The sequence below is a fragment of the Microbispora siamensis genome, assembly GCF_016863095.1.
Taxonomy (GTDB): domain Bacteria; phylum Actinomycetota; class Actinomycetes; order Streptosporangiales; family Streptosporangiaceae; genus Microbispora; species Microbispora siamensis.
Window position 1 is genome coordinate 19,030 of sequence record NZ_BOOF01000023.1, and the last position, 14,943, is coordinate 33,972.

Sequence of the window (14,943 nt, forward strand, 5' to 3'; positions counted from 1 at the left end):
CGACCGCTGCGAACATGGGAGCGCTCCTTCCACCGGCATGTGGAACGACCAGCGCGAACAGGGGATGCCTGTCTATCGTCCGCCGATTGCAACCCGGTCGGCAATCGATTATCGATCTCCCGGAACTCGTCCGGTCTCCATCCGTCGCCTCGGAACGCGCCCCCGAATCGCGCCCGTCTGCATAGCAATGCCCGCGTGGCGGGCGGCGAACCGCTCGGCGAGGGGGTCTGTGCCGACTGCTCAGCGGGTGCGGCGGGCGCGCAGGAAGTCGCTGACGACGTACTCGCCGAGGCGGTCGGCGCTGGCAGAGAAGACCCGGCCGCCGTTGCGCCGGGCGACCTCGTCCACGAACTCGCGCAGCCGGTCGTCGGCGGCCAGCATGAAGACGTTGATCGTCGCGCGCCGCCGGGTCATCTTGTCGACCTCGGCGAGCGTCAGCGTCAGCGTCTCCTGCGACGGCGGCCACTCGAAGCGCGGCACGCCGTTGCGCATCAGGTGCGCCGTCGGCTCGCCGTCGGTCACGACCAGGACCACCGGCTCGAAGTCCGGGTGCCGGTCGAGGTGACGGCCCGCGATCAGCAGGGCGTGGTGCAGGTTGGTGCCCTGGACCATGTCCCATTCGAGCCCGGCGAGTTCGTCCGGCCGCAGCACCCGCGCGTAGTTCGAGAACCCGATGATCTGCACCGCGTCCTGCGGGAACTTCGAGGCCACCAGCGCCTGGAGGGCGAGCGCGGTCTGCTTGGCCGCCGCCCAGGTGCCGCGCAGGGCCATCGAGTAGGACAGGTCGACCAGCAGGCACACGGCCGCCGCCGAGCGCCGCTCGGTCTCCACGACCTCGAAGTCGTCCACCGACAGGGCCACCGGCGCGCCGCCGCCCCGCCGTACGCCGTTGACGACCGTACGCACGACGTCGATGGGCTGCTCGTCCCCGAAGCGCCACGGGCGGGTCGATCCGGTCGGCTCCCCGGCCGTGCCCGCGTCACGCTGGTCGTGGTCGCCGCGGCGGCCCGAGTCGAGCGAGGCGAAGACCCGGCGCAGGGCGGTCTCCCCGAGCCGGCGTACGGCCTTCGGGGTGAGCTCCAGCTTGCCGCGGTTGCGCCGCAGATAGCCCTGGGCCTCCAGCTCACGCTCGACCTGCCGCAGCGCCTCCAGGTCGTCCACGGCCGAGCGGCCGAGTGCCCGTCTGATGGCGGCCTCGTCGATGTCGTCGAGCCGGGCGCCGGGGTAGTCCTGCCGCAGCGCGGTCTCCAGGTCGCCGAGGTCGGCCATCTCCTGCAGGGCCGTCACGGCGTCGCCCATGCCCATCGGCTGCTCGCCGGACACCCGTTCCGGGGCGCCCCAGGCGAGGTCGGGGCGGCGGGCGTAGAGGGCGTCGCCGAGCCGGCGCATCTGCTCGGCCAGGCCCGCCTGCTCCAGCGTGTGGTTGATCAGCCCGGCCAGCTCCTCGCGCTGCTCCGGGGTGAGCGAGGCGAGCAGCCGCTGCGCGGCGGCGGCGCGGCGGGCGAGCTGGTCCACCAGCTCGTCGAGGTTCCGCGGATTCTCGGGGAACATGTCCCCGTATTTCTGCATGAACTGGTCGAAGTCATCCTGGGTGTGCTCACCCCGGGCGTCCCGGTCCAGCATGTCGTTGAGGTCCGACATCATCTGCCGGACCCGCTCCATGGCGGCCGGGTCGGGGTTGGCCAGCGCGTCGCGCATGCCGCGGAACTGGCTGTCGAGGACCTCCCGGCGCAGCAGGTCGCGCAGCTCCTCGAACGTCTGCCGGGCCGCGGCCGACCGCCAGTCGTAGTCGGCCAGCTCCTGGACCGCCCGCGCCGTGTCCGAGGGCAGCGCGTCGAGCGCCGACTCGCGGAAGCGGGCGTCGTCGGAGGGATCCGGGAACAACTCGGCCCGCTCCTGGCCGATCGCCTTGTCGAGCAGGGCGCGCGCGCGTTCCAGCGTGCCGTCGAGCCGGGTGTTCTCCCGCAGCTCGCGGCGGCGCCGCCGCACCTGGCGGAGCAGGTCGTCGAGACCGCGGCGGTCCGGGGCGCCGGGGAGCCCCCGCCTCAGCAGGTCGCGCAGCGCGTCGAGCGGTGTCGAGCCGGACAGGATGGCATCGCCCATCTCGTCCAGCGCCGAACGTACGTCGTAGGGCGGAGCCAGCGGATCCGGCCCGTCGTGGTACTCCCGGTAGAAGTAGCTCACGTGCGGTACACCGTGCCGCCGTCGGTCTCGTCCTTGGACAGCCTGCGCATCAGGTACAGCCCTTCCAGGGTGAACTCCAGTGCCGCGGCGGCGTGGCCGGGCGACTCGTCGCCCTCGCCCATGCCCAACCGCGCCATGATCTTCGACAGGCCCTCGACGCGGCCGATCCTGCGCAGCAGTTCGTGGGCCGGCACCAGCTCGCCCGACTCGACCTGCGCGCCCTCGCCGAACCTGTCGAGAAGCGGCGCGAGGTCCGCGCCGCCGAGTGAGGAGCGGAAGGTCTCGGCCGTCGCGCGGCGCAGCAGGTGGGCGAGCACCTCGATCTCCCGACCCTCCTCGCTGACCTCGAACTCGACCTTGCCGCGCAGCGTGTGGACCACGCCGGGCAGGTCGCACACCCGGGTGACAGGCCGTTCCTCCCCGGTCAGCGCGGCCCGCCGTACGGCGGAGGCGGCGGCGGTCTCGGCGGCGGCGATCGAGAAGCGGGCCGACACGCCCGAACGGGAGTCGACGGCGGTGGACTCGCGGACCAGGCGGGTGAACCGGGCGATCACCTCCACCAGGTGGTCGGGCAGGTCCGCGCCGAGGGCGCCGAGGTCGGCCTCCTGGCGGATCAGGACCAGCTCGTCCTCGACCGTACGCGGGTAGTGCGTGCGGATCTCCGCGCCGAAGCGGTCCTTCAGCGGGGTGATGATCCGGCCGCGGTTGGTGTAGTCCTCGGGGTTGGCGCTGGCGATCAGCAGGATGTCGAGGGGGAGGCGCAGGTTGTAGCCGCGGACCTGGATGTCGCGCTCCTCCAGCACGTTGAGCAGCGCCACCTGGATGCGCTCGGCCAGGTCGGGCAGCTCGTTGACGGAGAAGACGCCGCGGTTGGTCCGGGGGACCAGGCCGTAGTGGACGGTCTCCGGGTCGCCGAGCGTGCGGCCTTCGGCGATCTTGATGGGGTCGACGTCGCCGATCAGGTCGCCGACCGAGGTGTCCGGGGTGGCCAGCTTCTCGCCGTACCGGTCCTCGCGGTGCTTCCACGCGACCGGCAGGTCGTCGCCGTGCGCGGCGGCCAGCCGCCGGCACCGGACGCAGACCGGCGCGTACGGGTGGTCGTTGATCTCACAGCCCTTGACCACGGGCGACCACTCGTCGAGCAGGCCGGTGATGGTGCGGATCAGGCGGGTCTTGCCCTGGCCGCGCTCGCCGAGGAGCACGAGGTCGTGACCGGCGATCAGCGCCCTCTCCAGATGGGGCAGGACGGTGTCGTCGAAGCCGACGATGCCGGGGAACCGGGGCTCGCCGGCCCGCAGCCGGGCCAGGAGGTTCTCCCTGATCTCGGCCTTGACCGTTCGGTATCGGTGTCCACTCTCGCGCAGTTCACGCAGAGTGCTGGGGGCAGGCGTGGGCGATTTGTGCACGGAGTCGAGCCTACGTCCCCATCAGACGATCCTGCAGCCCGGTTTGGGAGACACGGTTGCCGGGCGCCCGGCCCAATTGGCCGGGTGGCCCGTGCGTTGACCTCCGTTCAGTGGGGAGAATCGGCCCAAGGACACAGTCGCGGAGGAAGAGAGGGCGAGACATGGCGGTATTGACGAGCCGCTTCGCCGACGGTCTCGCCGTGGGCGCGAACCTGGTGGAAGCGGCCGAGACGGCCGTACGCCAGGCGTTGGCCGGCCTGTCGGGTCCGCCAGACCTGGTGTGCTTCTTCATCTGTGGGGACGATCCCGACGACGTGGCCAGTGCGGGCCGGCGGGCGATGTCCGTCGCGTCCGGAGCCGACGTGATCGGCTGCAGCGCGACCGGCGTCATCGGGCACGGCCAGGGCGTGGAGCTGACCCCGGCCGTGAGCGCGTGGGCGGCCTCCCTCGGCGGCGCCAGGATCGACACCTTCGCCCTGGAGACGCTCCGCACGGAGGACAGGTTCGTGGTCGTGGGGCTGCCCGAGCGCGTCCCCGACGACCGGGCGGCGATCCTGCTCGCCGACCCCTACAGCTTCCCCACCGACGCGTTCATCGAGCACTCGCACGAGGTGCTGGGCAGCCTGCCGATCGTCGGCGGCCTGGCCAACGGGCTCCAGGGCCGTGGCTCCGTACGGCTGTTCGCCAACGGAGAGGTCCACGACTCCGGCGCGATCGGAGTGATCATCGGTGGCGCGGTGAACATCGGCACGGTCGTCAGCCAGGGCTGCCGGCCGATCGGGCCGTCCATGGTCGTCACGCGGGCCGAGGACAACGTGCTGCTGGAACTCGCGGGCCAGCCTGCTCTTGCCCGCCTGGAGGACATCGTCAGCGCGCTCGACGAGGAGGACCGCGACCTGGTGGCCGCCGGCTTACAGATCGGCATCGCGATGGACGAGTACGCCGAGCGCCACGAGCGCGGCGACTTCCTGATCCGGGGGGTCATCGGCATCGATCCCGAACGCGAGGCGGTGGCCGTCGGCGACGTGATCGAGATCGGCAGGACGGTGCGGTTCCAGGTCAGGGATGCCGAGGCCGCCGACGAGGACCTCTACGATCTGCTCGACGCCCACCTGCACCAGCACTCCGGCCGGGCCGAGGGGGCGCTGCTGTTCTCCTGCAACGGCCGGGGCTCGGGCATGTTCGGCTCGGCCGACCACGACGCGCTCGCCGTACGCGAGACGCTGGGGCCCATCGGGGTGGCGGGGTTCTTCGCCGCGGGCGAGGTCGGGCCGGTCGGCGGGCACAACCACGTCCACGGCTTCACCGCGTCGCTGCTCGTCTTCTCCAGCGGCACGGGATTCTCCAGTGGCACGGGCCTGTCCACCGGCACCGGAGCGGGCGCGTGAGCGACCTCACGTTGGCCGTCGACATCGGCGGCACGAAGTTCGCGGCGGGCCTGGTGGAGCCGGACGGGCAGGTGGTGGCCGCCGAACGGGTCGCCACCCCGCAGGGCGCCGACGCCGAGACGCTCTGGGGGACGCTGACCGCCCTGCTCGACCGGCTGGACGTGCCCGCCGCCCTCGCCGGGGTGGGTATCGGCTGCGGCGGCCCGATGACCTGGCCGGAGGGGGAGGTGTCGCCGCTCAACATGGGCGGCTGGCGCGGCTTCCCCCTGCGCGCGAGGCTGGCCGCGCGCTTTCCCGGCGTCCCGGTCCGCATCCACAACGACGCGATCTGCCTGGCCGTCGCCGAGCACTGGCGCGGCGCCGGGCGGGGGAGCGCGGCCATGCTGGGGATGGTCGTGTCGACCGGGGTCGGCGGCGGGCTGATCCTCGGCGGCAGGCTCATCGACGGCGGGACGGGCAACGCGGGTCACATCGGCCACGTGGTGGTCGACCCCGAGGGCCCGCCATGCGGGTGCGGCGGCAACGGCTGCCTGGAGGCGATCGCCCGCGGCCCCGGCCTCGCCGCCTGGGCACTCGCGCAGGGCTGGTCTCCGGGCGATGCCGTCACCGAAGGGGACCTCTACCGGGATGCTCCCGGGGCGCTCTACCGGGAGGAGGGGACGGCCACCGCGCGCAGGCTGGCCGCGGACGCCGCCGCGGGCGACCCGATCGCGCTGGCCGCGATGGCCCGGGCCGGGCGCGCACTGGGCATCGCGATCGCCTCGGCCGTCAACCTGTGCGACCTCGACCTCGTGACGGTGGGCGGCGGGCTCAGCCAGGCGGGCGACCTGCTGTTCCGCCCCCTGGAGGAGGCCTTGCGCGAGCACACCCGGATGGGGTTCGCCGGGCGGGTGCGGGTCGTGCCCGCCGCGCTCGGCCAGGACGCCGGTCTCGTCGGCGCCGCCGCCCTCGTGATCGCCGGAGGCAATTACTGGTCGCCCGGCCTCTGAGGCGTGTCGCTCCCCCGAACCTGTGATGATTGGCACATGGCTGTCCCACAGGTGACGTACGACGACGTCGTCGCCGCGCGCGAGTTGCTGTCGGAAGTGGCGGCGCTGACGCCCGTCCTGCACTCACGGGTGCTTTCCGAGATCGTCGGCGGCTCGGTGCACCTCAAATGCGAGAACCTCCAGCGGGCCGGGTCGTTCAAGGTCCGCGGGGCGTACGTGCGGATCGCGCGCCTGAGCGAGGAGGAGCGGGCCAGGGGCGTGGTGGCGGCCAGCGCGGGCAACCACGCGCAGGGCGTGGCGCTGGGCTCGTCGCTGGTCGGGGCCAAGTCGACCGTCTACATGCCCGAGGGCGCGCCGCTGCCGAAGGTGGAGGCCACCCGGGCGTACGGCGCGGACGTGGTCTTCGCGGGGCACACCGTCGACGAGGCCCTGCTGGCGGCCAGGGAGCACGCGGACCGGACCGGCGCGGTGTTCATCCACCCGTTCGACCACCCCGACGTGGTCGCGGGGCAGGGCACGGTCGGCCTGGAGATCCTGGAGCAGGTTCCCGGCACGGCCACGATCGTGCTGCCCATCGGCGGCGGCGGTCTCGCGGCGGGGGTCGCGCTCGCCGTGAAGTCCCAGCGCCCGGGGATCAAGGTGGTGGGGGTGCAGGCCGAGCGGGCCGCGGCCTACCCCGACTCGCTGGCCGCGGGCCGTCCGGTCATGGTCGAGCCCACGTCCACGATGGCGGACGGCATCGCGGTCGGGCGGCCGGGCGAGCTGCCGTTCGAGCTGATCCACTACCTGGTGGACAGCGTCGTGACGGTCTCGGAGGAGTCGCTGTCGCGGGCCCTGCTGCTGTGCCTCGAACGCTCGAAGCTGCTGGTGGAGCCGGCCGGAGTGGCGGGGGTCGCGGCGCTGCTCGACCAGCCGCACGCGTTCGAGCCGCCGGTGGTCGTCGTGCTGTCCGGCGGAAACATCGACCCGCTGCTGCTGGCCAGGGTGCTGCGGCACGGCCTGGCGGCGGCGGGCCGCTACCTCGCCTTCCGCATCCGGCTGACCGACCGTCCCGGGGCGCTGGCCGCGCTGCTGGCCCGGCTGGCGGACCTCGGGGCCAACGTGCTCGACGTGGTGCACGAGCGGTTCGGCTCCCGGCTGCACCTGGAGGAGGCCGAGGTCCTGCTGCAACTGGAGACCCGCGGCCCCGCGCACTGCGACGAGGTGCTGAGCGCGCTGCGGCGGGACGGCTACAAGCTGCTGTTCTCCTGAGCCTCTCCTGAGCTGATCGGTGCCGGTCAGGTGACCCGGAGCGAAGTGAGGATCACCTGACCCGGCCCTTGCGGGGGTCCGGGGGTCGTCCCCCGGTGTGAATAGTCAGGTGACCGGAGCGGGACGCTTCGGCTGGAACAGCCAGGCGTCGAACAGCCCCGTGAGGTTCTTGCCCGACACGCGCTCGGCCAGCGCGATGAACTCCTGCGTCGTGACGTTGCCGTACCTGTGGGCGTCGGTCCACGCCCTGATCAGCGGGAAGAACTTGTCGTCGCCGATCTCCCGCCGCAGGGCGTGCAGCGTCATCGCGCCGCGGGTGTAGACGGCGGAGCTGAACAGGTCGTCGGCGCGGGCCGCGCCCGGAGGGTAGGCCCACATGGCATCCCCCGCGTTCGCGTAGTAGCGCTTGAAAGCCGAATCGGCCGTGTACTGGCCGGTGTGCTCCGCCCACAGCCATTCGGCGTACGTCGCGAAGCCCTCGTTCAGCCACAGGTCCCGCCAGCGCCCGATGCTCAGGCTGTCGCCGAACCACTGGTGCGCGAGCTCGTGCGCGATGATCGTGGGCTCGGGGGAGAAGCCGCCGTAGATGGGCTTGGTCTGGTTCTCCAGCGCGTACCCGGCCGCGTAGTCGTCGATCACGCCGCCCGTCGAGGAGAACGGGTACGGCCCGAACACGGTCGACCAGTAGTCGGTGATCTTCCCCGTCTGCGTGAGGAGCTGGTCGAGCGAGCCGCGGAAGGAGTCGGCGACGGCGACGTAGATCGGCAGTCCCTTGTCGCTCGTGCCGGTGCGGACCTGGAACTTCCCGGTCGTCATCGTGGCGAGGTAGCTCGCCATCGGGTGCTTCTCCCGCCAGACGAAGGTCGTCTTGCCCCCCTTGGTCTGCGGAGTCCCCGCCATCTCGCCGTTGGCGATCGCGGTCAGCCCCTCGGGGACGGAGATCTGGAAGTCGTAGGTCGCCTTGTCCGACGGGTGGTCGTTCGACGGGAACCAGGTCTTCGCGCCGTTCGGCTCACACGTGACGAACGCCCCGTCCGCCGTGGAGATGAAGCCGTACTCGCCGAGGTTGGCGGAGTCGCGCATCGGTTCGGGCACGCCCGAGTAGTCGACCGTCACCGCGAACCGGTCGCCGTTCGAGATCCGCCGGCCCGGCTGGATCACGAGCTCGTCCTGGCTGCGGCTGAACGAGGCAGTTCCGCCGTCCACCGTCACCCGGCTCACCGTGAGCCCGTGCAGGTCCAGGTCGAACGACGTCAGGTCCTGTACGGCCTTCGCCTCGATCGTGGCGCTGCCCGCGAGCTTCCTGGACGCCGGGTCGTACGACAGGCGCAGGTCGTAGTGCTGGACGTCGTAGCCGCCGTTGCCGTCACTGGGGAAGTCGGGGTCGCCGATCCCCGGGGCGCCGGTGGTGCCCCTCGACGCGCCCGCACCCGGCGATGCCGGAGCGGCCGCCACCAGGGACGGCACGACCGCGCCCTCGGACGGCGCGCAGGCGGTGGCGGCCCCCACGGCCACGGCGCAGATCAGGGCGGAGACCGACCTGACGGCCCGCACCGGTGTGGTGGTCGGCGTCGTGGTCGTCACTGAGAACGGAGGAAGACGGTGCGTGGACATATGTCTGGCAACTCTACGCGAGGCCGTGGCGTGGTCCGGGTAGTGACTCCGGACGTTTTCCCTGCTCGCGGGGGTCGCCGGGGTTCCCGCGGGCGCGCGGGTCAGGCGTCCACGACGAGCGTACGGGCCGCCTTGTCGTGCAGGGCCTGCTTCCTGCGGTCGAACAGGATCCACGCGAGGTTCACCAGTCCGAGGCAGCACAGCCAGCCCAGCACGATCTCCACCGCCTGCCGCACCGCGATCGGCCCGGGGCCGGCCGGCTCCCCGGTCTCCCGCACGACGCGCATGCCGAACAGCCTCTTGCCCACGGTCTGGCCGTTCCAGAACGACTGGAGCAACCAGTAGTAGAGGAACCCGATCACTCCCATGAGAAGTCCGTTGCCGACCGGGATCCGCGCCACCGCCCCCGCCGTGCTGTCGTACACGACCCTCCAGTTGTCCCAGGTGAGCGGTGAGGTGACGAGTCCGACGAGCGCGGCGTCCACGATCCCGGCGAACAGACGGCGCCAGCGGCCGGCGAGCCGCGGCGCCGTCTGCCCGAAGGGCGGGGGCGTCCAGGGAATCCTCGGTTCCTCGTACGGGTTTCCCGGAGGCGGCGGTGTTCCCATGGCTGAATGGTCACCCCGCCGCCCTTCGGTCAAAGCCGGGCACGCGCAAAGGGTGGGTCAGAGGGTGCCGCGGCGCTCCTGCTCGCGCTCGATGGCCTCGAAGAGCGCCTTGAAGTTGCCCTTGCCGAAGCCGAGGGACCCGTGACGCTCGATGAGCTCGAAGAAGACGGTCGGGCGGTCCACCACCGGCTTGGTGAAGATCTGCAGAAGATAGCCGTCCTCGTCGCGGTCCACGAGGATGCGGCGCTTCTTCAGCTCCTCGACCGGCACGCGGACCTCGCCGATGCGGGAGCGCAGCTCCGGGTCGTCGTAGTAGGAGTCGGGCGTGTCGAGGAACTCGATCCCCGCCGCGCGCATGGCGTCGACCGTCGTGACGATGTCGTTGGTGGCCAGCGCGATGTGCTGCACGCCGGGGCCGCCGTAGAACTCCAGGAACTCCTCGATCTGGGACTTCTTCTTGCCCTCTGCGGGCTCGTTCAGCGGGAACTTGACCTTGCGGGTGCCGTCCGCGACGACCTTGGACATGAGCGCCGAGTATTCGGTGGCGATGTCGTCGCCGATGAACTCGGCCATCTTGGTGAAGCCCATGACCTTCTCATAGAACTCCACCCACTCCTCCATGCGCTCGACGTTGCCGACGCAGTGGTCGATCGCCTGGAAGAGCCGGCCGTTCTTCACCGCGGGCGGCGCGACGATGGGCTCGGCCGCGACGTATCCCGGCAGGTAGGGGCCGGTGTAGTTGGACCTGTCGACCAGCGTGTGCCGGGTCTCGCCGTAGGTCGCGATGGCCGCGACCACGACCTTGCCGTGGTCGTCCTCGACCACGTGGGGCTCCTCCAGCCCCCGGGCCCCCTGCGCCAGCGCGTGACGGTAGGCCGCTTCCACATCCGGCACGTCCAGCGCGAGGTCGATGACGCCGTCGCCGTGCTCGGCCACGTGACGCGCGAGCGGCGTGCCCGCGCGTACGGCTCCGCGCAGCTCGAACCGGGCCGAGCCCGACACGAGGACGTACGCGACCTCCTCGCGGCTGCCCGTCTCCGGCCCCCGGTAGGCCACCAGGCGCATCCCGAAGGCGGTCGAGTAGTAGTGGGCGGCCTGCTTCGCGTTGCCGACCGCGAAGACCACCGCGTCCATGCCGTGAACCGGAAAGACATCGTTCATGCCTCAACTGTCGATTGGCGTGGCCAATTTGTGCAACAGTGAGTTGATTCGGTGGACAATATGCTCAATCTTCGCCTCGTACAAGGGGAAACCGTTATGACGATTGACCACCTCGACGCCCGGCTCGTCGCCCTGCTGGCCGCCGAGCCCAGGATCGGCGTCCTCGAGTGCTCCCGAAGGCTGAACGTCGCCCGGGGAACGGTGCAGGCCCGGCTCGATCGCATGGCCGCGAAGGGGGTCATCACCGGCTACGGCCCGGACATCGATCCGGCCGCGCTCGGCTTCGACGTGACGGCGTTCGTGACGTTGCACATCAGGCAGGTCGCGGGGCACGTGCCGGTGGCCGACCAACTCGCGCTCGTCCCCGAGGTCCTGGAGGTCCACACGATCACCGGCGGGGGAGACATGCTCTGCCGCGTGGTCGCCCGCAGCAACGCCGACCTCCAGCGCGTCATCGACCTGATCGTGGACGTGCAGGGCGTCGTACGGACCGAATCGGTGATCGCGCTCGACACGCCGGTGCCGTACCGGACCCTCCCGCTCGTCCGTGCCGCCGGGGGCTGACACCGGTTTTCCACAGTGCCCTTGCGAAGGACAGGCTTTTCCACAGACGTCGCGGGAAGTGCCGGACCATCGATGGCCATCGTTTACCGTGGTTCCATCCGCCCAGCTCAGAGGGCACAAATGGGCGTAGCGGGGGTATCGGACTTATCGGGGGTCACAGCGTGGACAGCGCCGAAGAGGGCCCGATCGGGGAGGGCGCCGCGGATCCGCGGGCGCCACTCGGCGGCCCGAACGGGGGAGGAGGCGGCGGGGACGGCGACGCGCCGAAGCCTCGCCGGCGAAGACGGCTGCCGCGTGTCCTCCTCGCGAGCCTGGGCGCCGGAATCGTCGGGCTCGTCGTGTTCCTCGCCGTGGTGTGGGCGCTGACCCCCATCCCGGACAGCACCCAGGAACTGGCGACGGCCCAGGGCTCGGTGATCTACTACCGGGACGGCAGGACGGTCCTCGCCACCGAGGGCGTCAACCGCAAGAACGTGCCGCTCACACAGGTCCCCCAGGTCGTCAGAAGCGCGGTCATCGCGGCGGAGAACCGGACGTTCTACCAGGACCAGGGCGTCTCCCTGTCCGGTACGGCCCGCGCCGTCTGGTCGACGGTCACCGGGCGTCAGCTCCAGGGCGGCTCTACGATCACCCAGCAGATGGTCCGCAACTACTACAGCGGCCTCGGTCAGGAACGCTCCATCGGGCGCAAGCTCAAGGAGATCATGATCGCGCTGAAGGTGGATCGTTCCAAGCCGAAAGACTGGGTGCTGGAGCGCTACCTGAACACCATCTACTTCGGCCGCGGGGCGTACGGCATCCAGGCCGCCGCGCGGGCCTACTTCGACAAGGACGTGCAGAACCTGACGGCGGCCGAGGGCGCCTACCTCGCCGCCGTGATCCAGCAGCCCACCCGGTTCGCCAACCCGACCGGGGACGCGCTCGACGCGGTGAAGGCCAGATGGACGTCGGTGATCCGGGGCATGCGCGAGACCGGCGCGATCAGCCGTGAAGAGGCCGACGCCCAGGTGTTCCCCACACTCGCCAAGCAGCGGGCGCCGCTGTCCCTCGGCGGTCAGAACGGCTACATGCTGGCGCAGGTGCGCGCCGAGCTGAACCGGCTCGGCTACACCGACGAGGACATCAACCACGGCGGCCTGAAGGTCACCACGACGTTCGACAAGAAGCTGATGGCGCAGGCCCAGCAGGCGGTCAAGTCGGTCCTGCCGGACGACACCCCCAAGAAGGTCCGCACCGGCCTGGCGGCCGTCGATCCCGAGACCGGCGAGGTCGTCGCCTTCTACGGCGGCCGTTACGAGACCAACCAGTACGACAACGCCTTCTCCGCCAAGGTCCAGGCCGGCTCGACCTTCAAGCCCTACACGCTGGCCGCCGCGCTCGAAGCCGGATACGGGCTCGACACGCTGGTCTACGGCAACTCCCCCATCCGTATCGGCTCCGCCGACATCCCCAACTCGGGCGGCAAGTCGTACGGGCAGGCGATCACCCTGCTCCAGGCGACGCAGTTCTCGGTCAACACCGCCTTCGTGGACCTCGGGCAGCGGATCGGCCTCGACAAGGTCGTCGCGGCGGCGCGGGCCGCGGGGATCCCCGCGGCGCAACTCACCCCACACCAGAGCGCCGCCACGTTGCCCCTCGGCGTGGCCTCGGTGAGCGCCGTGCAGCAGGCCTCCGGGTTCGCCACCTTCGCCGCGGGAGGCATCCACCATGAGCCGCACGTGATCCGGGCGGTCACCGACAGCACCGGACTCACCCGGAAGTTCGCCCCGGCCGGCACCCGGGCCTTCAGCGAGAACACCGCCGCCGACACGACGTACGCGCTGGAGCAGGTGGTGCGCAGCGGCACCGGCACCGCCGCGCGGTTGTGGGACCGCCCGGTGGCGGGCAAGACCGGCACCACCGACGAGTCGGCGGCCGTCTGGTTCTCCGGCTACGTCCCCCAACTGGCCGTCGCGGTCGACATGTTCCGCGACGACAACAAGCCGGTGACCGTCCCCGGCTACGGCGAGTTGTACGGGGGCACGCTGCCCGCCGAGATCTGGAAGACCTTCATGAGCACCGCCATGGAGGGCAAGCCGGTCCGGGAGTTCCCCGACCCGGTCACGTGGAACCCCTACTACTGGGACACCTACGGGATGGCGATGCCTCAGCAGAGCGAGGCCCCCACGGCCTATCCGTCGGCGCCGGCCGGGTCGCCCATCCCGTACGGGCCGGGTGACGGGCCGACCGTGCCCGGCCCCGACATGCCCGGCGTGCCCGGCGGGCCCACAGGTGCGGACGAGGAGCAGCAGGGCGCGACCGGCCAGGACCGCGAGGCCGGCCCGAGAGGCGGCGCGAACGGCATCAGCGGCGCGAACGGCATCGGCGACACGACCGGCCCGAACGGCCCGACCGGCACGGGGCGTGCCCGCGACACGGGTGCCGCGGACCCCGCCACCCGCGCCGCCACCGGGACGGGAACCACCAGATCCGACGCGGGCACCAGACGGTCCGGCCAGACCGACCCGGGCACGCGGCGAACCGGCCAGACGGGCCAGACCGGTCAGGCTGCTCAGAACGGGCAGGCCGGCCAGACTGGTCAGAACGGTCAGGCAGGCCCGGTCACGCAGATCCCCGGGCCGCAGCTCCCGGTCGCCCAGGTTCCCGCCCGCTGACGGCCCGGCCCGGCATCCCAGCGGCGGGCGACTGACGCGCGAAGACGCTGTGGCGGCGCTTGACGTCACAAAGGCGGTCCGGCACGGCCGGAGCGAGGCCGCCGACCACGCTCTCCCGGGGGTTCGGAAGGTGAAGGGCTTGCCCCCGCTGACGGGGAGGGCTTCGGCGAGCGCGCGCTGTTTGGCCATGATCGCCTCGGCTGAGAAGGAGGAGGGGCTTCAGGGTTCGCTGCGGGCGGTCTCCAGGAATCGTGTGACCAGGGGGTTCTGGTCGTCGCGACGCCAGGCCACTGCGACGGCGGTGCGTGCGCTGTTCGGTTCGATCCGGCGGTATGCGACACCCTTGAGGCGGATCCGCCGGATGCTCGCCGGGGCGAGTGACACTCCCAGTCCTGCCTCGACGAGCGCGCAGACCGTCTGCCATTCGACCGCCTGCTGGCCAAGGCGGGGTTCGAAACCCGCACTGCGGCACAAGTCGAGGATCCGGTCATGCAACATCGGTCCGGCAGTGCGGGGCAGCAACACGAACGGTTCGTCCGCGAGTGCTTTGATCGGGAGGACGCGCTGGGCCGCAAGGGGGTGGGCGGCCGGCACGACCGCGATGAACTCCTCGGACAAGATCGTCTCGGTCGCCAGCCCCGGCTCGTCCGGCGGCTCGCGCAGGAGTCCCACGTCGATCACGTGCTCGTGGAGAGCGGTCACCTGCGGCGCTGTGGTCATCTCGCGGATCTCCATCTCCACCTGGGGAAACCGATCGTGGTAGGCGCGCAACAAGCCCGGCAGGACGGTCAGCGCGAGCGATGCGGAAAAGCCGATCCGGATACGACCGGCCTCACCGCTGCCAGTGCGTCGGGCCGCGTCCAGGCCGACGGCGATCTCGTCGAGTGCGCGCCGAGCGGCGGGCAGGAGTTGGTGTCCTGCCTCGGTGAGGGCGACCGCGCCGGGTCCTCGGGTGAACAGCGGGTGCCCGACCTTCGCTTCCAGGCGGCGGATCTGCTGGCTGAGCGGTGGTTGCGCGATGCCCAGCCGCTCCGCTGTGCGCCCAAAGTGAAGTTCCTCGGAGAGGACCGCGAAGGCGTGAAGCTGCTGGAGGCTGAGCTCAGGACGGTCCATACCTGTAGAGA

The 14,943-nt window shown here is 71.3% G+C and carries 11 protein-coding genes; 5 read left to right on the forward strand and 6 right to left on the reverse strand.

Annotation, left to right across the window (positions count from 1 at the left end; translation table 11 throughout):
- Nucleotides 1-240 precede the first annotated feature (240 nt).
- Both Msi02_RS19650 and Msi02_RS19655 read right to left on the reverse strand, forming a co-directional pair.
- Entirely contained in the window at nt 241-2,184 is a 1,944-nt protein-coding gene (locus tag Msi02_RS19650; protein ID WP_204049698.1) for a vWA domain-containing protein, read from the reverse strand.
- Nucleotides 2,181-3,590: a sigma 54-interacting transcriptional regulator gene (locus Msi02_RS19655; protein WP_204049699.1), complete on the reverse strand. Its 1,410-nt coding sequence runs from the start codon at nt 3,588-3,590 to the stop codon at nt 2,181-2,183. Before Msi02_RS19655 ends, Msi02_RS19650 begins: the two co-directional genes overlap by 4 nt.
- A 161-nt stretch (nt 3,591-3,751) precedes the next feature.
- On the opposite strand from Msi02_RS19655, the gene Msi02_RS19660 reads away from it, so the two are divergent.
- Genes Msi02_RS19660 through ilvA form a run of 3 tightly spaced genes read left to right on the forward strand, consistent with a single transcriptional unit; the run spans nt 3,752 to nt 7,218 of the window.
- Nucleotides 3,752-4,978, forward strand: coding sequence for an FIST signal transduction protein (locus tag Msi02_RS19660; protein ID WP_204049700.1), 1,227 nt, complete (start codon nt 3,752-3,754; stop codon nt 4,976-4,978).
- Nucleotides 4,975-5,967, forward strand: a complete 993-nt coding sequence (locus Msi02_RS19665; RefSeq protein ID WP_204049701.1) for an ROK family protein — start codon at nt 4,975-4,977, stop codon at nt 5,965-5,967. The genes Msi02_RS19660 and Msi02_RS19665 overlap by 4 nt, the downstream gene beginning before the upstream one ends.
- 36 nt (nt 5,968-6,003) lie before the next feature.
- On the forward strand, nt 6,004-7,218 hold the full coding sequence (ilvA, locus tag Msi02_RS19670) for a threonine ammonia-lyase (protein ID WP_204049702.1): 1,215 nt from the start codon (nt 6,004-6,006) through the stop codon (nt 7,216-7,218).
- A 105-nt stretch (nt 7,219-7,323) separates the two neighbouring features.
- On the opposite strand, the gene Msi02_RS19675 is transcribed toward ilvA, so the two are convergent.
- From Msi02_RS19675 to hppD, 3 genes are all read right to left on the reverse strand, one after another.
- Nucleotides 7,324-8,802, reverse strand: coding sequence for a M1 family metallopeptidase (locus tag Msi02_RS19675; RefSeq protein WP_239108539.1), 1,479 nt, complete (start codon nt 8,800-8,802; stop codon nt 7,324-7,326).
- Nucleotides 8,803-8,933: 131 nt separating this feature from the next.
- The gene (locus Msi02_RS19680) at nt 8,934-9,440 is read right to left on the reverse strand and encodes an RDD family protein (RefSeq protein ID WP_204049704.1); all 507 of its coding nucleotides are present in this window, start codon (nt 9,438-9,440) and stop codon (nt 8,934-8,936) included.
- A gap of 57 nt (nt 9,441-9,497) precedes the next feature.
- Nucleotides 9,498-10,601, reverse strand: a complete 1,104-nt coding sequence (gene hppD, locus Msi02_RS19685; RefSeq protein ID WP_204049705.1) for a 4-hydroxyphenylpyruvate dioxygenase — start codon at nt 10,599-10,601, stop codon at nt 9,498-9,500.
- A gap of 96 nt (nt 10,602-10,697) precedes the next feature.
- Between hppD and Msi02_RS19690 the strand changes: the two genes are divergently transcribed.
- Together Msi02_RS19690 and Msi02_RS19695 are read left to right on the forward strand one after the other, a co-directional pair.
- The gene (locus tag Msi02_RS19690) at nt 10,698-11,165 is read left to right on the forward strand and encodes an Lrp/AsnC family transcriptional regulator (protein WP_204049706.1); all 468 of its coding nucleotides are present in this window, start codon (nt 10,698-10,700) and stop codon (nt 11,163-11,165) included.
- 161 nt (nt 11,166-11,326) lie between these two features.
- Nucleotides 11,327-13,819: a transglycosylase domain-containing protein gene (locus Msi02_RS19695; protein WP_239108540.1), complete on the forward strand. Its 2,493-nt coding sequence runs from the start codon at nt 11,327-11,329 to the stop codon at nt 13,817-13,819.
- Between the two features lie 219 nt (nt 13,820-14,038).
- Here the strand turns inward: Msi02_RS19695 and Msi02_RS19700 are convergent, their stop codons facing one another.
- Complete coding sequence (locus Msi02_RS19700) at nt 14,039-14,932, reverse strand: LysR family transcriptional regulator (RefSeq protein WP_204049707.1); 894 nt, start codon at nt 14,930-14,932, stop codon at nt 14,039-14,041.
- Nucleotides 14,933-14,943 lie beyond the last annotated feature (11 nt).

Coding starts and splice junctions, on each gene's coding strand:
- Msi02_RS19660 (WP_204049700.1), top strand. CDS start 3,752: ATGGCGGTATTGACGAGCCGCTTCGCCGACGGTCTCGCCGTGGGCGCG.
- ilvA (WP_204049702.1), top strand. CDS start 6,004: ATGGCTGTCCCACAGGTGACGTACGACGACGTCGTCGCCGCGCGCGAG.
- Msi02_RS19680 (WP_204049704.1), bottom strand. CDS start 9,440: ATGGGAACACCGCCGCCTCCGGGAAACCCGTACGAGGAACCGAGGATT.
- hppD (WP_204049705.1), bottom strand. CDS start 10,601: ATGAACGATGTCTTTCCGGTTCACGGCATGGACGCGGTGGTCTTCGCG.
- Msi02_RS19690 (WP_204049706.1), top strand. CDS start 10,698: ATGACGATTGACCACCTCGACGCCCGGCTCGTCGCCCTGCTGGCCGCC.
- Msi02_RS19700 (WP_204049707.1), bottom strand. CDS start 14,932: ATGGACCGTCCTGAGCTCAGCCTCCAGCAGCTTCACGCCTTCGCGGTC.